The sequence below is a fragment of the Nocardioides sp. genome (genome assembly GCF_031397825.1).
Lineage (GTDB): Bacteria > Actinomycetota > Actinomycetes > Propionibacteriales > Nocardioidaceae > Nocardioides.
This window is the reverse complement of sequence record NZ_JANNML010000164.1, coordinates 11,436-30,270: the sequence shown is the minus strand read 5'-3', so window position 1 is coordinate 30,270 and position 18,835 is coordinate 11,436. Positions and strand designations below refer to the sequence as shown.

Genomic DNA, 18,835 nt, shown 5'->3' with positions numbered 1-18,835 from the left:
AGCTGCGAGACGACGACGCGCTCGGTGCCGTTGATGATGAAGGTGCCCCGGTCGGTCATGAGCGGGAAGTCGCCCATGAAGACCGTCTGGCCCTTGATCTCACCGGTGTCGTTGTTGGTGAACTCCGCCGAGACGTAGAGCGGAGCGGAGTAGGTGAAGTCCTTCTCCTTGCACTCGTCGACGGTGTACTTGGGGTCGTAGAAGACCGGGTTCTCGAAGGCGAGGGACATCGTCTCGGAGAAGTCCTCGATCGGGGAGATCTCCTCGAAGATCTCGGTCAGACCGGACTTGCTGGAGACGTCCTCGCCCTCGGAGCGTCGACGCTCGACGACGGCGTCCCACTTCTCGTTGCCGATCAGCCAGTCGAAGGCGTCGGTCTGGAGAGAGAGGAGCTGGGGAACCTCGAGAGGCTCCTTGATCTTTGCGAAAGAGATGCGGCGGGAGTTACCGGAGGTGCTGCGCGCGGCCAAGAGTTGTCCTTCGACGTGTCGCTCTGAGTGGCGCCGTCACCCCCCACAGGCACAGCCACCGGGCAGGCTGACGAGTATTTGAGGGCAGGCGCAATGCGCCACCATACAACAAATCTGGGCGCACAACAAGACCTGCATGCGCCGTACCGACGAGCGTTGCCGGAATCATGCGCTCCGCAGCCGCCCAGGTCAAGCACCGCGTCCGCGCGGCTGTGGACGAGCTGCGGGCGGGCGGGCCCGACCGGGTCGTACGACGGGCCGGGTCAGGCCGCGGCGGGGGTGGTGACGAGCCCGTCGACCAGCCACTCGCCGTCGACCAGAAGCATCTGCATCGTCACCTGGTCGCGGAAGGTGTCCTCCTGCTGCACGTTGGTGCGGGAGCGGTTGACGAACAGCAGCACGTCGACGCGGCCCTCGCCCGAGCGCACGATGCCGGACGCGACCACGGCATCGACGCTCACGACGGTCTTGGTGCGTCCAGCGTTCTCCTGCAGCAGCGTGAAGGTCTCGTCGTAGCTGTCGCGGAAGGAGGCGGTCATGTAGGACTTCGCGGCCTCGGCGTCCGCATCCAGCGTGCGGTAGTCGTAGGAGAGGACGGGCACCACGGCGACCTCGGCCGCAGCCTGGGCCGGGCCCTCGTCGACCGGCCCCGGACGGGTCCAGGCGAAGATCGTCGCGACGACGACGGCCAGCGTGATCAGCACCAGGAGGGCGAGCAGCGCGAGCCTGGTCCCTCGTCGTCGCGTCGGGAAGGTCGCAGCCGCGCTGCTCGTCCCCTCCGCGGAGGTCGGTGTCACGACGACAGGCGCGACGTCGTCCTCGCGCTGCTGCTCCGCCTCCGCCTCGGCCTCCTCCTGCTCCACCAGGGTGGCGTCGTAGGCCGCGCGGCGCTGCGGGTCGAGCAGGATCTCAGCGGCCTCGTTGAGGACGCGGAAGCGGCGGTCGCTCGGGTCGAGGTCGGCGATCGAGGACTTCCAGGCGGCGCGGATCTCCTCGGAGGTCGCGTTGCGGTCGACGTCGAGCAGGTCGTACCAGTGGGGACTCACTGCACGGGCTCCTCTGCCTCGCCGGTCAGCGGCACGAAGTCGTCGACGAGCCACTCACCGTCGATCTTCTTCAGCGACACCTCGAAGCGGAAGGGCAGCGAGTCGGTGTCGATGCGCTCCTCGGGAGCCTGCGGGTTGGGGTAGGAGTTGGTGAAGGAGCCGGCGACCAGCACCGTGGCTGAGTCGCCGTCGATCGCCGAGGTGCCGGTCGAGAAGACCTCGCCGGTGCGACCGACGCCGGCCTGCGCCACGGTCTGCTCGGCCAGCGCGGCGTTCTCCTCGAAGTCGGTGGCGAACTTGGGCGTGATGACCTCGGTGACCAGCTCGCGGTAGTCCGGCATCGCGTTGTTCTCGTCGAGGAGCTGCGGACCGTAGGTGTTGAGCCGCAGCACGAACTGCTTGGCCTGCGACATCGCCACCTCGCGCTCACGTGCTTGCGAGGTGTCCCCCTCGAAGACTGAGCTGACCCGGTCGCTGAAGGACGCGCCCTCGGCCGAGCGCGAGCCGGCCAGGAAGACCAGGGAGCCGACGCAGCCGACGATGACCAGCACGAGCGCCGGTACGAGCAGGCGGAGCAGGCGTGTGGAAGCGATGCGTGACGTCACCCCTGGGGCGCCATCAGGGGCTGGAGGTACAGCCACTTCCACGACTCCTGTCCCAACGTTGAAGGCGCCACGCTACCGGTCGAGGTCTTCGCCCGGGCGGCCCGGTTGCCCCAGGTCAGCTTGCCGGTCTCCTCGTCGTAGGACGCGATGACGGGAGCGACCCTGCCCGGCAGGTTCTGCGGGCCACGCGCATTGCTCATCGCGGGCGGCTCGGTGCACCCGGCCTGCTCGTTCATCGGTCGGTCGCCGGTGTCCTGCGGCGGGCGGGTGTCGGTGCTCTCGTAGCCGCGGTGGCAGACCGGGTTGTCGGTGATGATCATCCCGAAGTGCGCGTCGAAGAGGCCGGTGTCCGGCGACTTGGAGACGACCGTGAAACCGCCTTCCACGATGTAGGGGTAGATGCTCAGGATCTGCGAGATGCCCGGGAGTCGCTTGACGACGACCTCGCCGGTGGTGACCAGGTTGTTGATCAGCGACCCCAGCTCGACGCGGTTCTGCTCCAGGAACGTGCGCAGCTGGTTGGCCGTCGCCGAGCCGTTGTCGATCACCGTGCGCAGGTCCCCGTCGGCGCCGGCGAGGGTCTCGCTGAACTTCGCCAGCTCCGTGGCGAAGTTGCGCAGCGCGCTCTCCGAGGCGATCTGCCCCGTCAGGACGACGTTGCCGTCCTCGATCAGGCGGGTGGTGACGTCGAAGTTCTGGTTGGCGACCTCGATGAAGGAGTTGCCGGAGTCGATGATCGTCTGCAGGTCCTGCCCCGCGCCGCCGAAGGCGTCGCCGAACTCGCTGACCGTGGTGCGCAGCGCCTCCTGGTCGACCGAGGAGACGGTGTTGGAGAGGTTGGTCAGGAGCTGGTTGGTCGAGACCGGGGTGCGGGTGTCGGCCTTGTCGATCTCGGAGGACTCCCGGAGGAACGGCGCGGAGTCGACGTTGGGCTGGAGCTCGACGAACTGCTCACCCACCGCCGACCGGTTGCCCACGATGGCGACCGTGTCGGCCGGGATGGTGTCGAAGGACTTCTCGATGTCCAGGTGTACGTCGACGCCGTCGTCGGTCAGCACCAGCTCGCCCACGCGGCCGATCTTGACGCCACGCCAGTTGACCTCGGCACCGGAGAAGATGCCGCCGGACTCGGGGAAGTGCGCGACGACGGTGTAGGTGTCGTCGATGAACAACCGGTCGAGCTTGGCGTAGCGGGCACCCACGTAGGTCACCCCGAGCAGGGTGATCAGGACGAAGATCAGCAGCTGGACCTTGGTGCGGCGGGTGATCATCGGACCACCATCCCCGGCACGAGCAGCGACACCAGGGCGGGGTCGTAGACCTCCATGAGCTGTCCCATCGTGGCTCCTCCAGCCTTGGCGCTGTCGTCCTGGGCACCGAAGCCCGTGCGCCCTGCTCCGAGCAGGCCACCGAGGCCACCTCCGAGGCCGGGCAGTCCGGGCAGCTCCGGCAGCTCGATCGGTCCGCCGTCGCCTCCACCCGTGCCTCCGGCGCCACACAGGCCCGGGAGCGGGACGCCGCTCGCGTCGCAGACCGCGTCGATGAGCGCGGCAGGCAGACCCTCGCAGGTTGCTGCAGACGGGTTGTTGAGGCAGGCGGTGATGGCGTTGGACGCGCCCTCGCAGAGGTTGGGCAGGTCCAGGAGCTCGTCGAGCGGGATGTCGTCGGGGATCTCACTGAGCGGGAAGCACGGTATGCCGGGGACGTCGGGCAGCCCGTTCTCGCCTGTCAGGTCGATGTCGAGGGTGGCTGAGAGGTTGGTGTAGTCGCCGAGGTGCAGGTTGCGCGCCACCTGGGGGTCCCGACCGACGACCTCGTCGACGAAGGGGTAGGTCAGGAAGACGTTGAAGGCGTTGACGAAGCTGTCGCCGGAGTTGGCCAGCTCGGTCAGCACCGGCTGGAGCTGACGGATCGAGGCGATCGTGACGTCCTTGGAGCGCCTGATCACGTCGACGCCGACGTCGCCGAGGCGGTTGAGCGCCTGCAGCATCTTGACCAGGTCGGTGCGCTGGGCGTCGAGGGAGGTGAGGGCGCTGGGCAGCTCCTCGAGAGCGGAGTTGATGGTGCCCTGCTGACGACGCACCGAGAGGGCCAGGCGGTTCAGGCTCTCGATGGCGTCGACGATGTCGTCCTTGTTGTCGTCGAGCTGGCCGACGAAGAGGTCGACCTGGTCGAGCACCGACTTGACGCTGTCCTCGCGACCCTCGAGGGCGAGGTTGAGCTCGCTCGTGATCGTCTTGAGCTGAGCGATGCCGCCGCCGTTGAGGAGCAGGCTCAACGCGCCCAGCACCTCCTCGATCTCGGGGTTTCGACCGCTCCGCTCCAGCGGGATGACGTCGCCGTCGGCGAGATCGCCGGAGCCCCCATCCTCGGGAGCCTTGAGCGAGACGAACTTCTCGCCCAGCAGGCTGGTCTGACGGATCTCGGCCACGGTGTCGTCGGGGAGCTGGGTGTCGCCGCGCAGCTCGATCGTCACGCGGGCCACCTGACCGTCGAGCTTGACCTCCTTGACCTGGCCGACGCTGACGTCGTTGACCTTGACCGTCGACTGAGGCACCAGGTCGAGCACGTCGCGGAACATCACGTCGACGGTGATCGCGTTGTCACCGACGTCGGTGCCGCCCGGGAGCGGCAGGCTGTAGACGTCGAAGTCACAGGCGCTCAGGGAGAGCGTGCCGAAGAGCAGGGCGACCAGGAGCCGCATCTTGACCTTCACTCGGTCACCTCCACGAGACCACCGAGGGTCAGGTCGTACTTGGCGCCGGAAGACGAGCCGGTGCCTGCACCGAAGGGGCCGGTGCGCGGCAACGGGAGCGTCTCGATCAGGTCGCACAGCTCACCGCTCGGGTCGGCATTGTTGACGAAGCCGCACAGCAGGGTGGCCGGGTCGGACTCGATCTGGTTGATGAGCTCTCCGATGTTGGCGTTGGTGTCGAGCGTGCCGGCGTCAGGGTTGTAGGTCAGCGCCAGGTTGTTGAGCGCCAGCGGGCCGGCGGTCAGGACCTCATCGAGGGCGCCGCGCTGCTTCACGAGCACCTTGGCGACCCGGTTGATCTTGGTGATGTTGCGACCCAGGACCTCGCGGTTGTCGCGCACGAAGGTGCCGACCTCGCCGAGCGCCACCGAGAGGTTGCGCAGCGAGGCCGCGAGCTCCTCGCGCTCGCCCGACAGCAACGTCGAGACCGAGCTGAGCGAGGTGTTGAAGCGCCGCACCGTCGCGTCGTTGTCTGCGAGGGTCTCGATGAACCGACCGAGCTGCTCGGCGGAGCCGAAGAGCTCCTCCTTGTTGTTGTCCAAGGTGGCCGACAAGGTGGCGAAGTCCTTGATGGTCTGGTTGAACTGAGCGCCCTCGCCGCCGAAGTTCTTGGCGGTCACCTCGAGCAGGTCGGTCAAGGCACCGTTCTCGTTGGCGCCGTTGGGACCGAGCGCCAGGTTGAGGCGGTCGAGGCTGGAGTAGATGTCGTCGAGCTCCAGCGGCACGGCGGTGCGCCCACCGTCGAGCTCGGTGTTGTCGCCCAGCACGTCGCCCTTGGTGTAGACCGGCGTCAGCTGGATGTAACGGTCGCCGACGATCGACGGGGCGATGATGACCGCCTGAGCATCGGAGGGGATCTTGACGTCCGCGTCGTAGCTCACGGTCACCACGACGTCGGTGCCGGACGGCTTCACGGTCTCGACGGTCCCCACGGGGACGCCGAGCACTCGGACCTCGCTGCCTTCGTAGATCGAGATGGCCCGCGGGAAGTGGGCGGTGAGCGTCTTGCGCTCCTCGCCCCCCATGAGGGTCAGCGCGGCGACCACCACCAGGGCGACGACGAGCAGGGGGCCGATGAACTTCTTCACGGTGTTCACAGTCGCGGTGTCCCCACGGGAGGCAGGTTCTGGATGTAGGTGTCGAACCACGGGCCGTTGCCGAGCGTGCTGGCGAAGACCCGGTAGAAGGGGGCCATCAGCCGCAGGCTGTTGTCGAGGTTGTCCTCGTTCTTGTTGAGCACGTCGACGACCTCCTCCAGCTTGAGCAGAGCCGGCTTCAGGTCCTCGCGGGTCTGCTGGACCAGCAAGGTGAGCTCCTTGGACAAGGTCGACGTCGAGACCAGCAGGTTGTGCACCGACTCTCGGCGCGCCACGAGAGCGCGGAACAGGACGTCGGAGTCCTCCATGAGCCCGATGATGTCCTGGTCGCGCGCGTCGAGCACCGTGGACACCCGGTCGAGGTTGGTCAGCAGCGAGTTGATCTCGTCGTCACGCGAGGCGATCGTCCGCGAGAGCGCCGAGACCCCGTCGAGCGCCAGGCGGAACTCCTCGGGCGTGTTGCGGGTCAGGTCGGCCAGTGTCGTCAGCGAGGCGGCGAGCTGGTCGGTGTCGATGTCGGCGGAGGTCTCGGCCAGACCGGAGAAGGCCGCGACGACGTCGAACGGCGAGCTGGTGCGCTCGACGGGGATCTCGGAGCCGTCCTCGAGCTGACCCTCGCCCGCGGGCTCCAGGGAGAGGAACATCGCGCCGAGCAGCGTCTTGATCTTGATCGCGGCCTGGGTGAGCTCGCCGAACTCCGAGTCGGTCCTGACCCGGAAGGTCACACGCACGTGGCCGTCCTCGAGCTCGACAGCCTCGACCTTGCCGACGCGGACACCGGCGATCCGGACCTCGTCGTTGGCCTTGAGCCCGCCCGACTCGGTGAAGGCGGCGTAGTAGGTGTCGCCTCCACCGATCAGTGGCAGGTCCTGGGCGCGAAAGGCGGCGACGAGCAGGAGCAGAAGCACGGTGATGCTCGCGGCTCCGATGATCACCGGGTTGCGCTCGCGGAAGGGCTTCATCCGAGATCACACCTTGCAGAGGCAGTGTCGTAGTTGACCGGGACGGTGAGGTTGCCGGGCAGGCGCACCTTGCCCTGGAAGTTGCACAGGTAGAAGTTGAACCAGGAGCCGTAGATCGCGGTGCGTCCGACCTTCTCGAGCTTGATGGGAAGCACCTGGAGGGCACGGTCGAGCTCGCCCTTGCCACGCGCGACGTTGGTCGCGAAGCGGCGCAGCTGCTTGATGTCCTCGACGAACGGCGGGCGGATCCCCTCGACGAGTCCGGCGGTTTCCACCGACAACGAGGAGATCTGGTCGAGCGAGCTCAAGATCGCCTCGCGGTCCTCGTTGAGCCCCGACACGAAGGTGCGGAAGGTCTTGATCAGGTCGGTGAGCTGGTCGTCGCGGTCGGCGAGGTCGTCGAGCACCGTGTTGAGGTTGGTGATGAGGTCGCCGATGACCTGGTCTCGCGCCGCGAGGGTCGAGGTGATGGACGCGGTGTTGCTGAGCAGGCTCTCGAGCGTGCCGCCCTCGCCCTGGAAGACCTGCACGATCTCGAAGGAGAGCTTGTTGATGTCGTCAGGCGAGAGCGCCTCGAACAGTGGCTTGAAGCCGTTGAAGAGGACCGTGAGGTCGAGGGCCGGGGCGGTCTGGTCGACCGGGATCGTGTCGCCCTCCTGCAGCACCGCGGCGTCACCGACCTGCTGGTCGAGCGAGATGTAGCGCTGGCCGACGAGGTTGCGGTAGCGGATGGTCGCCGTGGTGGCCTGGTTGAGCATGGTGGTCTCCTCGACGCTGAAGGAGACCATCGCCCGGTTGCGGTCGAAGATCTCCACGTCGTTGACCGTGCCGACCTTGACGCCTGCGATGCGGATGTCGTCGCCCTTGACCACGCCGGTGGCGTCGACGAACTCGGCCTGGTAGTCGCGGGAGCCCTGGAAGGACAGGTTGCCGATCGTGATCACCAGCACCCCGGTGGCCAGGGTCGTGATCACGATGAAGACCACGAGCTTGACGAGGTCGTTGAACGTGCGCTTGTCGAGGACGGCCATCAGCGGAGACTCACTTCCGCGCCACGGGCCAGGGGGCCCACGAGCAGGACGCTGAGGTCGGAGACCTCGGCGGCGGGCAGACCGAAGCCGGGGCCCATCAGCTCCTTGAGCAGGGCGGACTCCTCGGAGCTTCCGGGCTCGCCGGCGCCGTCGAAGTAGTAGTAACCCGGTGACACGCGAGAGGTCCCCTTGCCGGTCGGCTCGTCGACGCCGTCGTCGAAGTCAGGCTGCCGCTTGAGCGGGTTCTCCTGGCTCCACGGCGGGTTGGGCAGGTTGAGGCAGGTCGGCCCGCGGTCGACCTGGGTGCGCGGCTGGTCCTGCGGGCCGTAGGCGCGCGGCTGGCGCGGCAGCGTCTCGAGGACGATGTGGAGGGTGAAGCCGCGGAAGGCCTCCGCCTGCAGCTTGCCGGCGCGCACGATGCCCTCGGTCAGGCAGGGGAACTCCGGGGCGTAGCGGGACAGGACCCGCAGCTGCGGGGCGCTGACCTCACCGAGCCGCACCAGGTTGTCGCCGTTGTCGTCGAGGAAGGTGCGGGCGGTGTCGGAGAAGGACGCGACGTCGGTGAACAGTGCGTTCAGCTGGGTGGAGCGGTCCTCGAGCGTCCCGGTCGTGGTGATCGTGTTCTCGAGGATCTGGGCCACCTCGGGCAGCACGTCGCTGTAGATGTCGGAGACCTCGGCCGTCAGCCGCAGGTCCTCGACGAGGCCGGGGATCTGCGGGTTGAGCTGCTTGAGGTAGGCGTCGACGGTCTCGAGGTTCTCGCCGATCGCGTTGCCACGACCCTCCAGGGCCGTGGCCAGGGCGTTGAGCGTCATGTTGATGTCAGCGGGCTGGACGGCACGCAGCAGGGGGTAGAGGTCGGAGAGCACCTGCTCGACCTCGGTGCTGACGGCGGTCCGGCTGATCACGGCGTTCTCAGCGAGCTGCCCCTCGGGACCGCTCTCGGGGATCTCGAGGCTGACGTACTTCTCGCCGAAGAGCGTCTTGGGCACGATCGCCCCGGTCACGTTGGCCGGGATCGTGTCCATCTCCTCGGGGAAGATGCCGAGGGTGAGCTCCGCACCCTCCTCGATCGTGTCGAACTCGAGGACCTCGCCCACGATGACACCGCGGATCTTGACGTCGGCACGCGAGGGCAGCTGGAGCCCGATCGAGGAGGTCTGCAAGGTCACCTCGTCGTAGTCGACGTACTTCTTGGTGAAGATGGCGAACGTCGCGTAGACGCCCAGGACCAGCAGCGCGAGGAACGCGACGCCGAGGAGCTTGTAGTTCTTCAGGATCTTCATCCGCTCATCCCGCCAGTCTGACGGTCGTGGTGGTGCCCCAGATGGCCATCGACAGGAAGAGGTCGATGACGTTGATGGCGACGATGCTCGTGCGCACGGCACGCCCCACGGCCACGCCCACGCCGGCAGGGCCGCCGGAGGCGTTGTAGCCGTGGTAGCAGTGGATCAGGATCACGACGACCGCGAAGACCAGGACCTTGCCGAACGACCAGAGGACGTCCCCGGGTGGCAGGAACGCGTTGAAGTAGTAGTCGTAGGTGCCGGCGCTCTGGCCGTAGAACTGGGTGACGATCAACCGGCTCGCGAAGTACGACGACAGCAGGCCGACGACGTAGAGCGGGACGATCGCGATCAGGCCACCGACGACACGGGTGGCGACGAGGAACGGCATCGACGGGATCGCCATCGTCTCGAGCGCGTCGACCTCCTCGGAGATCCGCATGGCGCCGAGCTGAGCGGTGAACCCGCAGCCGACCGTGGCCGCGAGAGCGATGCCCGCGACCAGCGGAGCGATCTCCCGGGTGTTGAAGTAGGCGGAGACGAAGCCGGAGAACGCGGCCGTGCCGAGCTGGTTGAGCGCGGCATAGCCCGAGAGACCGACCTGGGCACCGGTGAAGAAGGTCATGCCGGCGATGACGCCGACCGTGCCACCGATGACGGCCAGGGAGCCGGAGCCCAGGGTGACCTCCGCCAGGATCCGCAAGATCTCCTTGGGGTAGCGCTTGATCGAGCGCGGAATGGCGCGCAGGACGCCGAGGTAGAACGCGAGCTGACCGCCGAGATCGTTGAGCGATCCCAGGGGCTTCTCGTAGACGGACTTGATGTTGGCCATGGTCGTCAACCCGTCTTCGGTGGGATGACTTGGAGGTAGATCGTGCTCATCACGAAGTTGACGACGAACAGGAGCAGGAACGTGATGACGACCGACTCGTTGACCGCGTCACCCACGCCCTTGGGCCCGCCGCCGGCGTTCATGCCCTTGTAGGAGGCGACGATCGCGGCGATGAACCCGAAGACCAGGGCCTTGAGGAGTCCGACCCACAGGTCGGGCAGCTGCGCAAGCGCGGTGAAGCTGGCCAGGTAGGCGCCCGGGGTGCCGTCCTGGAGCACGACGTTGAAGACGTAGCCACCTGCGACACCGACGACGGTCACCATGCCGTTGAGGAAGAACGCGACGAGCATGCAGGCGAGCACGCGGGGCACGACGAGGCGCTGGATCGGGTCGATGCCGAGCACCATCATCGCGTCGAGCTCCTCTCGGATCTTGCGCGCGCCGAGGTCTGCGGCGATGGCGGAGCCACCCGCGCCCGCGATCAGCAGGGCGGTCGCGATCGGCCCGGCCTGCTGCACCACCGCGAGCACCGATGCGGAGCCGGTGAACGACTGTGCGCCGAACTGCTTGATGAGGCCACCGACCTGCAGCGCGATGACCGCGCCGAAGGGGATGGCGACGAGCGCGGTGGGGATGATGGTGACGGAGGCGATGAACCAGGCCTGCTGCAGGAACTCCCGCAGCTGGAAGGGGCGTTTGAAGAGGGCCCGCCCGACGTCGAGACCGAAGGCGAAGAGCTTGCCTGCGGTGCCGACCGGGGCGAGGACCCTGGTCGCAGTGGATGCCACGAGGTCGTCGTCCCCCCCGTCACTTTCCGATGGTCATGGACATGTTTTCCTCGAACGAGCCCGGAGGAGGCGTGACGCCGTTGTCGCGGCACCATGCCCCGGGCTCGCGCTGGCTGCGTCGCGGGATGCCGTTGGAGGGCTCCTGCTGGAACGGGATCGGCGGCAGCGGCGGCAGCTCCTGGCCGGACTCGGCGGCGAGCTCGTCGGCGTCCTTCTCCTCGGACATGCCGATCGGACCGATGACCTGCGCGTTGAGGAACTGACGCACCACCGGCTCCTCCGAGCTCAGCAGCATCTCGCGGGGACCGAACATCGCGAGGTGCTTGTGGTAGAGCAGACCGATGTTGTCGGGCACCGTGCGGGCCGTGTTGACGTCGTGGGTCACGATCAAGAACGTCGCGTCGATCTGCGCGTTGAGGTCGATGATCAGCTGGTTGAGGAACGACGTGCGCACCGGGTCGAGACCGGAGTCGGGCTCGTCGAAGAGGACGATCTCGGGGTCCAGCACCAGGGCACGGGCCAGGCCCGCGCGCTTGCGCATGCCGCCGGAGATCTCGCCGGGCAGCTTGTCCTCGGCGCCGAGCAGACCCACCAGGTCCATCTTCTCCATGACGATGTCACGGACCTCGGACTCGGACTTCTTGGTGTGCTCGCGCAGCGGGAAGGCCACGTTGTCGTAGAGGTTCATCGAGCCGAACATCGCGCCGTCCTGGAACAGCACGCCGAAGAGCTTGCGGATCTCGTAGAGCTCCTTCTCGGAGCAGCTCGCGATGTCGGTGCCCTCGATGATGATCGAGCCCTTGTCGGGCTTGAGCAGCCCGATCAGGGTCTTCAGGAAGACCGACTTGCCCGTTCCCGAGGGGCCCAGCATCACGCAGATCTCGCCAGCAGGGATCGTCAGCGACACGTCGCCCCAGATCAGCTGCTTGCCAAAGGACTTCGTGAGGTCGTTGACCTTGATCTCTACGCCCATGTCGTCTCTCTCCCTCGACCCCGAACCAGTGCACGGGTCATGGCGGCGCCCTGCTGCTGCGCAACCCCACTCGCCAGTAACAACGGTGTTACCGCGGCGAGGTTACGCGGCATTGTGCGCCGCGTCACCGTCTGGCCGGGTGGCGAGATGTACCTGTGACCCGAGGTATGACCTGCGTCAACGTAACCGACGTCACCTGAGAACGCACACCAGGCGGCCACCCCGCGAGGGGTGACCGCCTGATGCGGTGGTGCTGGGCCGAGCGACGGTGTCGATACGCAGGGATCAGCCGCGCACCAGCCCGCGGGTCACTTGAGGGTGACGGTGGCGCCGGCGGCCTCGAGGGCCTCCTTCGCCTTCTCCGCAGCGGCCTTGTCGACCTTCTCGACGACAGCCTTGGGTGCGGCCTCGACCAGCTCCTTGGCCTCCTTGAGACCGAGGGACGTGAGGGCGCGCACCTCCTTGATGACGTTGATCTTCTTCTCGCCGGCAGCCTCGAGGATGACGTCGAACTCGTCCTGCGCAGCGGCCTCCTCGCCACCGGCGGCGCCGCCGGCAGCAGGGGCAGCGGCAACAGCGACGGGAGCAGCGGCGGTCACGCCGAAGGTCTCCTCGAACTGCTTCACGAACTCGGAGAGCTCGATGAGGGTCATTTCCTTGAACGCGTCGAGCAGCTCGTCAGTGCTGAGCTTCGCCATGGTGGCGTTTCCTTCCATTCGGTGGCCCACCGCAGCGCGGTGGACCGGGTTTCAGGTGGTGGGTGCCGAGGTCCTGGATCAGGACTCGGTGGCTTCGCCCTCGTCGGAGGCGTCAGCCTCGTCGGTGGGGGCCTCGTCGGCAGCAGCTGCCTCCGGGGCCTCCTCGGCGGCGGCCGGCGTGCCGGCACCACCTGCGAGGATCGAGGGGTCCTGCTCTGCCTTCGCCTGGAGTGCACCGGCGAGCCGGGCAGCCTGGGCGAGGGGGGCGTTGAGCAGGTAGACGGCCTGGCTGAGAGAAGCGAGCATGGCGCCCGCCATCTTGCCCAGGAGCACCTCGCGCGACTCGAGGTCGGCGAGCTTGCCGATCTCCTTCGCGTCGAGGATGTTGCCGTCCAGGACTCCGCCCTTGATGACAAGGGTGGGGTTGGCCTTGGCAAAGTCACGCAGACCCTTGGCCGCCTCGACGACGTCGCCCTTGATGAAGGCGATCGCGGTCGGGCCGGTCAGCAGGTCGTCGAAGCCGGAGATGCCCACCTCATTGGCGGCGATCTTGGCCAGCGTGTTCTTGACCACGGCGTAGTTGGCGTTCTCACCGAGGGAGCGCCGCAGGTTCTGCAGCTCCTTGACGGTGAGACCGCGGTACTCGGTCAGCACGGCGCCAGCGGAGTCGTTGAACGAGTCAACGATCTCCGCGACGGCGGCTTCCCTGTCTGCCCGCGCCATGGGTCTCCTTCCGGACTGGGAGACCACCGCGCTGGGTCCGTCTGAAATGACGGACGCCCTGAGCGCAGGAGCTCAGGGCGTGGACTGCGCAGCGAGGCTGCGGGTCTTGCTCTTCTCACCTGCGCTGGCCGTCCACATCGCTGCGGAACCTTCGGTCTGACTGCTGATGCAGCCGGACAACCGGCGGTCTCTGGATTCAGATGCGAACTCTACGGCGGCGCGGGGCCCAGCACCAAATCGAGCGCTGAGGTCGACGCACGGGTCACCTGTGCCACACGACACCGACCCGCCCGGAGATCCGGACGGGTCGGCGGGTGGAGCTGATGGAGCTGGTTGTCAGGCGGCCTGGGATCAGGCCTGGCCCTCGTCCTCCGCCGCGACGTTGCGCGTGCGGTTGGGGTCGACCTGGACGCCGGGGCCCATGGTCGTGGAGACGGTGACCTTCTTGAGGTAGCGACCCTTGGAGCTGGCCGGCTTGAGACGCAGCACCTCCTCGAGGGCGGCGGCGTAGTTCTCCGCGAGCTGTGCCTCGGCGAAGGACGCCTTGCCGATGATGAAGTGCAGGTTGGCGTGACGGTCCACGCGGAACTCGATCTTGCCGCCCTTGATGTCCGACACGGCCTTGGCGACGTCGGGCGTCACGGTGCCGGTCTTGGGGTTGGGCATGAGGCCACGGGGGCCGAGCACGCGGCCGAGGCGACCGACCTTGCCCATCATGTCGGGGGTCGCGACGACGGCGTCGAAGTCGAGCCAGCCACCGTTGACCTTCTCGATGAGCTCGTCGCCACCGACGACGTCGGCGCCGGCCTCGCGGGCGGCGTCGGCCTTGTCACCGTTGGCGAACACGAGGACGCGGGCGGTCTTGCCGGTGCCGTGGGGCAGGTTGACGGTGCCGCGGACCATCTGGTCGGCCTTGCGGGGGTCGACGCCGAGACGCATGACGACGTCGACGGTCTCGTCGAACTTCTTCTTGCTCGAGGACTTCGCGATCTTGATCGCGGCCAGCGGGGCGTAGAGCTCGTCCTTGTCGAACGTCTCGGCCGCCGCACGGTAGGTCTTGCTGCGCTGCATGTCTGGTTCTCTTCTCTGTGTCCAGGTGTGGTCTACGTGGGCCAGCGCGGCCCTGCCACAGGTGCTGTGGTGCTGGGATGCGGTCGCGAGTGCGACCACAGTGACGTCAGTCGGTCGTGACGCCCATGGAACGAGCGGTGCCCTCGACGATCTTCATCGCGGCATCGATGTCGTTGGCGTTGAGGTCCGGCAGCTTGGTCGCGGCGATCTCGCGGATCTGGTCCTTGGTCAGCTTGCCGACCTTCTCCTTGTGCGGGACACCGGAGCCCTTCTGGAGACCGGCAGCCTTCTTGATGAGCTCGGCAGCCGGCGGGGTCTTGGTGATGAAGGTGAAGGAACGGTCCTCGTAGATGGTGATCTCGACGGGGATGACGTTGCCGCGCATGGACTCGGTCTGGGCGTTGTAGGCCTTGCAGAAGTCCATGATGTTGACGCCGTGGGGGCCGAGGGCCGTACCGACGGGCGGGGCCGGGGTCGCGGCGCCGGCCTGGAGCTGCACCTTGACCAGTGCGGCGATCTTCTTCTTGGGAGGCATTTCAATGGATCCTTTGTGCTTGCGTCTTCGTGGTCATCTCGAGGCCGTGCCCGGCGCGCCGGGCAGACATCTGCCACCTGGGTGTTGCGGGTCGTGCGGGTGAGCTCAGACCTTCTGGATCTGGCTGAAGCTCAGCTCGACCGGGGTCTCCCGGCCGAAGATCTCGACGAGGGCCTTGACCCTCTGTGCCTCGGCGTTGATCTCGGTGATCGTCGCGTGCAGCGTGGCGAACGGACCGTCGACGACCATCACCGAGTCGGAGATGTCGAAGTCAGCGACCTCGATCGCCTTCTTGGCGGTGGTGGCACCGCCCTTGACGGGCGTGCCGGCGGCCACGGCCTCGGCCTCGGCCTTGGCGATCACGGACGGGGCCAGCATGTTCTCGACCTCGGCCATGCTCAGGGGCACGGGCTGGTGGCTGTGGCCCACGAAGCCGGTGACCGACGGCGTGTGCCGCACGGTCGACCAGGACTCGTCGGTGAGGTCCATGCGGACCAGGACGTATCCCGGGAGGGCCGGCTTGGTGCGGGTGCGGCGCTGGCCGTTCTTGATCTCGACGACGTCCTCGATGGGGACGACGATCTCGTGGATGTACTCCTCCATGTTCAAGGAGATGATCCGGTTCTCGAGGTTGGACTTCACCCTGTTCTCCATGCCGGAGTAGGTGTGCACGACGTACCAGTCACCGGGCTTGGCCCACAGCTCGTCGCGGAAGACCTCGAGCGGGTCGCGGTCCACCACCTCGGCCGCGTCGGCCTCGGCGTCCTCGGCAGCCTCGACGGCGTCCTCGTCGTCGGACTCCACGACAGCGTCCTCTATGTCGAGACCGGCCTCGACGGTCTCGGCGACGGCGTCGTCGAGGACCTCCTCGGCGGCAGCGACCTCGTCGGCCACGGGCTCGTCGGACAGCTCGGCGTCGACGACGTCGTCGTCCGTGGCGACGTCCTCGGGGGCGGTGCCCTCAGGCGCGTCCTCGGGGACGGCGTCCAGGAGGTCCTCCTCCGGGGTGCCCTCGGTCTCGACCGACTCGTACTGCTCCGACACGTGTTGCTCCATCACCTTGCGTTGGTTGGCCCGGGGGCCCGTAGTGCGTGGTCCCGGCGCGGATGCGCGCCGGACCTGCTCAGAGGTCGGACCCGCCCGTGAACACGGCGAAGGCGAGCTTGCCGAGTCCGAGGTCGAGGGCCGAGACGAGCGCCATCATGAAGATCACGAACACCATGACCACGAAGAAGTACGTGACCAGCTGCTCCTGGGTCGGGTAGACGACCTTGCGCAGCTCGGCCACGACCTGGCGGTAGAACGTCGGGATGCTGGTGCGCTTCTCGGCCTTGCTGTCGCGGGGACCCCCGACTGCCTTGCTGTCCGACACACCCTCACCTCTTCCTTCGTCCGACCGGGCCGTGCGGCCCGGAGGTCCTGCTGATCCTGCGTCCACGCTGTTCGCAGGGCACGAGGGACTTGAACCCCCAACCTTCGGTTTTGGAGACCGATGCTCTGCCAGTTGAGCTAGTGCCCTCCGCGGTCAGCCCCGCCTGTGCGCACCCGGGGTCCGGGCGCGCCAAAGCCTTGGGGAAACCACCAAACGTGGAGTCTACGGGCAAGTCGAAGCCTGCGTCCAAACGCCTCTACGATGACACCCATGTCTGACGCCTCCTCAGCCCCCACCACCCCCACCGGCAGCTCCACCGCCAACGCCACGGGCAACCCGCGCGATCGCCGGGTCTCCCGCCGCATCGGCGCGATCGCCGAGTCGGCGACGCTGAAGGTCGACGCGAAGGCCAAGGCGCTCAAGGCCGAGGGACGGCCCGTGATCGGCTTCGGTGCCGGCGAGCCGGACTTCGCCACCCCCGACTACATCGTCGAGGCGGCCGTCGAAGCCTGCCGCGAGCCCAGGAACCACCGCTACACCCCCGCCGGCGGCCTGCCCGAGCTCAAGAAGGCCATCGTCGAGAAGACCAGGCGCGACAGCGGCCTCGAGATCGCCGCCAACCAGGTCCTGGTCACCAACGGCGGCAAGCAGGCGATCTATGCCGCCTTCGCCGCGATGATCGACCCGGGCGACGAGGTCATCGTCCCGGCGCCGTACTGGACCACCTACCCCGAGGCCATCCAGCTCGCCGGCGGCGCCGCCGTCGAGGTCCTCGCCGACGAGACCCAGGACTACAAGGTCACCGTCGAGCAGCTCGAGGCCGCGCGCACCGACCGCACCAAGGTGCTGCTCTTCGTGTCGCCGTCCAACCCCACCGGGGCGATCTACTCCGCCGACGAGATCCGCGCGATCGGGCGGTGGGTCGAGGACCACGACCTCTGGGTGCTGACCGACGAGATCTACGAGCACCTGGTCTACGACGACGCCGACACCGGCTCGATGCCGGTGCTCTGCCCCGACCTGGTGGACAACTGCGTCATCGTCAACGGCGTCGCCAAGACCTACGCGATGACCGGCTGGCGCGTCGGGTGGATGGTCGGTCCGGTCGACCTGGTCAAGGCCGCCACCAACCTGCAGTCGCACGCGACGTCCAACGTCGCCAACGTCTCCCAGCGCGCGGCGATCGCCGCCCTGGAGGGGGACCTCTCGGCCGTGGACGAGATGAAGGTCGCCTTCGACCGTCGTCGCAAGATGATCGTGTCGATGCTCAACCAGATCGACGGCGTGCTGTGCCCGATGCCCGGCGGTGCGTTCTACGCCTACCCGTCGGTCAAGGGCCTGCTCGGCAAGGAGCACGGCGGTCGGCTGATCGAGACGTCCGCCGACCTGGCCGACTACATCCTCGACGCCAGCGAGGTGGCGGTCGTGCCCGGCGAGGCCTTCGGGTCTCCCGGCTACCTGAGACTCTCCTACGCACTGGGCGACGACGACATCGTCGAGGGCATCACGCGCCTCCAGAAGCTCTTCTCCTGAGCGAGCCACGGGACCTCCGGACCCTGCCGAAGGCCCACCTGCACCTGCACTTCACCGGCTCCATGCGGCACCAGACGCTGCTCGAGCTGGCGGAGCGCGACGGCATCGTCCTGCCTGACTCGCTGGTCTCGGAGTGGCCGCCCCAGCTGCGGGCCACCGACGAGAAGGGCTGGTTCCGCTTCCAGCGGCTCTACGACGTCGCGCGCTCCGTGCTGCGCACGGAGTCCGACGTACGACGACTGGTGCTGGAGGCAGCCGAGGACGACGTCCGCGACGGCGGTCGGTGGTTGGAGATCCAGGTCGACCCGAGCGGCTACGCAGCGCGCTTCGGTGGCATCACGGCCTTCACCGACCTGGTGCTCGACGCGGTCCGCGACGCCTCCGGGCGCACCGGGCTGGGGATGGCGGTCGTGATCGCGGCCAACCGCACGCGGCACCCGCTGGACGCGCGCACGTTGGCGCGGCTCGCGGCGCAGTACGCCGGCCGCGGGGTGGTCGGCTTCGGGCTCTCCAACGACGAGCGGCGCGGCTCGACGGCCGACTTCGCCGGTGCCTTCGCGATCGCCGAGCGGGCCGGGCTCCTGCTGGCACCCCATGGCGGTGAGCTGCTCGGCCCCGACAGCATCCGCACCTGCATGGACGCCCTGCACGCGGGGCGCCTGGGTCACGGGGTCCGGGCGGCCGAGGACCCGGCGCTGCTGGACCGGATCGTCGAGGCCGGTGTCGCGCTGGAGGTCTGCCCGGTCTCCAACGTCGCGCTCGGCGTCTACTCCGACCTCACCTCGGTGCCGCTGCCCACGCTGATGACGGCGGGGGCCACCGTCGCGCTCGGCGCCGACGACCCCTTGCTCTTCGGGTCCCAGCTGGCCGCGCAGTACGCCACGATGCGCGCGGCCCACGAGCTCGACGACGCCGACCTGGCCGAGCTCGGCAGGATGTCGCTGCGGGCCTCCTGTGCGCCGTCGGACGTGCTCTCCTCCGCGCTGGCCGACATCGACGCCTGGCTGGCGACGGACCCGGCCTAGCGCTTCCGTTTGCCCCGGAGGCCACCTGGGAAG

At 67.8% G+C, this 18,835-nt stretch carries 19 protein-coding genes, 1 tRNA gene and 1 pseudogene; 2 read left to right on the top strand and 19 right to left on the bottom strand.

What is annotated here, in order from left to right:
• The 19 genes and pseudogenes from RMN98_RS14390 to RMN98_RS14300 form a co-directional block, all read right to left on the bottom strand.
• Nucleotides 1-470: pseudogene (locus RMN98_RS14390) on the bottom strand (DNA-directed RNA polymerase subunit beta); the annotation flags it as partial.
• Nucleotides 471-733: 263 nt separating this feature from the next.
• A complete protein-coding gene (locus RMN98_RS14385; protein ID WP_309649506.1) occupies nt 734-1,516 on the bottom strand; it encodes a J domain-containing protein in 783 nt (260 codons plus the stop codon).
• The gene (locus RMN98_RS14380) at nt 1,513-2,121 is read right to left on the bottom strand and encodes a hypothetical protein (protein ID WP_309649505.1); all 609 of its coding nucleotides are present in this window, start codon (nt 2,119-2,121) and stop codon (nt 1,513-1,515) included. Before RMN98_RS14380 ends, RMN98_RS14385 begins: the two co-directional genes overlap by 4 nt.
• Complete coding sequence (locus tag RMN98_RS14375) at nt 2,118-3,392, bottom strand: MlaD family protein (protein ID WP_309649504.1); 1,275 nt, start codon at nt 3,390-3,392, stop codon at nt 2,118-2,120. The genes RMN98_RS14380 and RMN98_RS14375 overlap by 4 nt, the downstream gene beginning before the upstream one ends.
• Nucleotides 3,389-4,837: an MCE family protein gene (locus RMN98_RS14370; protein ID WP_309649503.1), complete on the bottom strand. Its 1,449-nt coding sequence runs from the start codon at nt 4,835-4,837 to the stop codon at nt 3,389-3,391. The genes RMN98_RS14375 and RMN98_RS14370 overlap by 4 nt, the downstream gene beginning before the upstream one ends.
• Nucleotides 4,834-5,964, bottom strand: a complete 1,131-nt coding sequence (locus tag RMN98_RS14365) for an MCE family protein (RefSeq protein WP_309649502.1) — start codon at nt 5,962-5,964, stop codon at nt 4,834-4,836. The genes RMN98_RS14370 and RMN98_RS14365 overlap by 4 nt, the downstream gene beginning before the upstream one ends.
• 5 nt (nt 5,965-5,969) lie before the next feature.
• Entirely contained in the window at nt 5,970-6,935 is a 966-nt protein-coding gene (locus RMN98_RS14360) for an MCE family protein (protein ID WP_309649501.1), read from the bottom strand.
• Nucleotides 6,932-7,966, bottom strand: a complete 1,035-nt coding sequence (locus RMN98_RS14355; RefSeq protein ID WP_309649500.1) for an MCE family protein — start codon at nt 7,964-7,966, stop codon at nt 6,932-6,934. Before RMN98_RS14355 ends, RMN98_RS14360 begins: the two co-directional genes overlap by 4 nt.
• Nucleotides 7,966-9,252, bottom strand: a complete 1,287-nt coding sequence (locus RMN98_RS14350) for an MCE family protein (protein WP_309649499.1) — start codon at nt 9,250-9,252, stop codon at nt 7,966-7,968. The genes RMN98_RS14355 and RMN98_RS14350 overlap by 1 nt, the downstream gene beginning before the upstream one ends.
• A 4-nt stretch (nt 9,253-9,256) precedes the next feature.
• Complete coding sequence (locus tag RMN98_RS14345) at nt 9,257-10,084, bottom strand: ABC transporter permease (RefSeq protein ID WP_091113292.1); 828 nt, start codon at nt 10,082-10,084, stop codon at nt 9,257-9,259.
• A gap of 5 nt (nt 10,085-10,089) precedes the next feature.
• On the bottom strand, nt 10,090-10,872 hold the full coding sequence (locus RMN98_RS14340) for an ABC transporter permease (RefSeq protein ID WP_309649498.1): 783 nt from the start codon (nt 10,870-10,872) through the stop codon (nt 10,090-10,092).
• A 19-nt stretch (nt 10,873-10,891) separates the two neighbouring features.
• On the bottom strand, nt 10,892-11,845 hold the full coding sequence (locus RMN98_RS14335) for an ABC transporter ATP-binding protein (protein ID WP_309649497.1): 954 nt from the start codon (nt 11,843-11,845) through the stop codon (nt 10,892-10,894).
• A 308-nt stretch (nt 11,846-12,153) separates the two neighbouring features.
• Nucleotides 12,154-12,543 carry a 50S ribosomal protein L7/L12 gene (gene rplL / locus RMN98_RS14330; RefSeq protein WP_309649496.1) on the bottom strand — a complete coding sequence of 130 codons (390 nt, stop codon included), beginning with the start codon at nt 12,541-12,543 and terminating at the stop codon, nt 12,154-12,156.
• 78 nt (nt 12,544-12,621) lie between these two features.
• Complete coding sequence (gene rplJ, locus RMN98_RS14325) at nt 12,622-13,266, bottom strand: 50S ribosomal protein L10 (RefSeq protein WP_309649495.1); 645 nt, start codon at nt 13,264-13,266, stop codon at nt 12,622-12,624.
• A 351-nt stretch (nt 13,267-13,617) separates the two neighbouring features.
• Entirely contained in the window at nt 13,618-14,337 is a 720-nt protein-coding gene (gene rplA, locus RMN98_RS14320) for a 50S ribosomal protein L1 (protein ID WP_309649494.1), read from the bottom strand.
• 106 nt (nt 14,338-14,443) lie between these two features.
• Entirely contained in the window at nt 14,444-14,872 is a 429-nt protein-coding gene (gene rplK / locus RMN98_RS14315; RefSeq protein WP_309649493.1) for a 50S ribosomal protein L11, read from the bottom strand.
• Nucleotides 14,873-14,977: 105 nt separating this feature from the next.
• Nucleotides 14,978-15,928, bottom strand: coding sequence for a transcription termination/antitermination protein NusG (gene nusG / locus RMN98_RS14310; RefSeq protein ID WP_397209683.1), 951 nt, complete (start codon nt 15,926-15,928; stop codon nt 14,978-14,980).
• A 67-nt stretch (nt 15,929-15,995) separates the two neighbouring features.
• Nucleotides 15,996-16,244: a preprotein translocase subunit SecE gene (gene secE, locus RMN98_RS14305; protein WP_091113308.1), complete on the bottom strand. Its 249-nt coding sequence runs from the start codon at nt 16,242-16,244 to the stop codon at nt 15,996-15,998.
• Nucleotides 16,245-16,318: 74 nt separating this feature from the next.
• Nucleotides 16,319-16,391: transfer RNA gene (locus RMN98_RS14300), tRNA-Trp, on the bottom strand.
• 123 nt (nt 16,392-16,514) lie between these two features.
• Here RMN98_RS14300 and RMN98_RS14295 point away from each other — a divergent pair.
• Together RMN98_RS14295 and RMN98_RS14290 are read left to right on the top strand one after the other, a co-directional pair.
• Nucleotides 16,515-17,777 carry a pyridoxal phosphate-dependent aminotransferase gene (locus RMN98_RS14295; protein WP_309649491.1) on the top strand — a complete coding sequence of 421 codons (1,263 nt, stop codon included), beginning with the start codon at nt 16,515-16,517 and terminating at the stop codon, nt 17,775-17,777.
• Entirely contained in the window at nt 17,774-18,802 is a 1,029-nt protein-coding gene (locus tag RMN98_RS14290) for an adenosine deaminase (protein WP_309649507.1), read from the top strand. The genes RMN98_RS14295 and RMN98_RS14290 overlap by 4 nt, the downstream gene beginning before the upstream one ends.
• Nucleotides 18,803-18,835 lie beyond the last annotated feature (33 nt).

What these genes read in the sequence shown, in the direction of transcription:
- RMN98_RS14375 (WP_309649504.1), bottom strand. Translation starts at nt 3,392, where the DNA reads ATGATCACCCGCCGCACCAAGGTCCAGCTGCTGATCTTCGTCCTGATC.
- RMN98_RS14360 (WP_309649501.1), bottom strand. Translation starts at nt 6,935, where the DNA reads ATGAAGCCCTTCCGCGAGCGCAACCCGGTGATCATCGGAGCCGCGAGC.
- RMN98_RS14355 (WP_309649500.1), bottom strand. Translation starts at nt 7,966, where the DNA reads ATGGCCGTCCTCGACAAGCGCACGTTCAACGACCTCGTCAAGCTCGTG.
- RMN98_RS14350 (WP_309649499.1), bottom strand. Translation starts at nt 9,252, where the DNA reads ATGAAGATCCTGAAGAACTACAAGCTCCTCGGCGTCGCGTTCCTCGCG.
- RMN98_RS14345 (WP_091113292.1), bottom strand. Translation starts at nt 10,084, where the DNA reads ATGGCCAACATCAAGTCCGTCTACGAGAAGCCCCTGGGATCGCTCAAC.
- RMN98_RS14335 (WP_309649497.1), bottom strand. Translation starts at nt 11,845, where the DNA reads ATGGGCGTAGAGATCAAGGTCAACGACCTCACGAAGTCCTTTGGCAAG.
- rplL (WP_309649496.1), bottom strand. Translation starts at nt 12,543, where the DNA reads ATGGCGAAGCTCAGCACTGACGAGCTGCTCGACGCGTTCAAGGAAATG.
- rplJ (WP_309649495.1), bottom strand. Translation starts at nt 13,266, where the DNA reads ATGGCGCGGGCAGACAGGGAAGCCGCCGTCGCGGAGATCGTTGACTCG.
- rplA (WP_309649494.1), bottom strand. Translation starts at nt 14,337, where the DNA reads ATGCAGCGCAGCAAGACCTACCGTGCGGCGGCCGAGACGTTCGACAAG.
- rplK (WP_309649493.1), bottom strand. Translation starts at nt 14,872, where the DNA reads ATGCCTCCCAAGAAGAAGATCGCCGCACTGGTCAAGGTGCAGCTCCAG.
- nusG (WP_397209683.1), bottom strand. Translation starts at nt 15,928, where the DNA reads ATGGAGCAACACGTGTCGGAGCAGTACGAGTCGGTCGAGACCGAGGGC.
- RMN98_RS14295 (WP_309649491.1), top strand. Translation starts at nt 16,515, where the DNA reads ATGTCTGACGCCTCCTCAGCCCCCACCACCCCCACCGGCAGCTCCACC.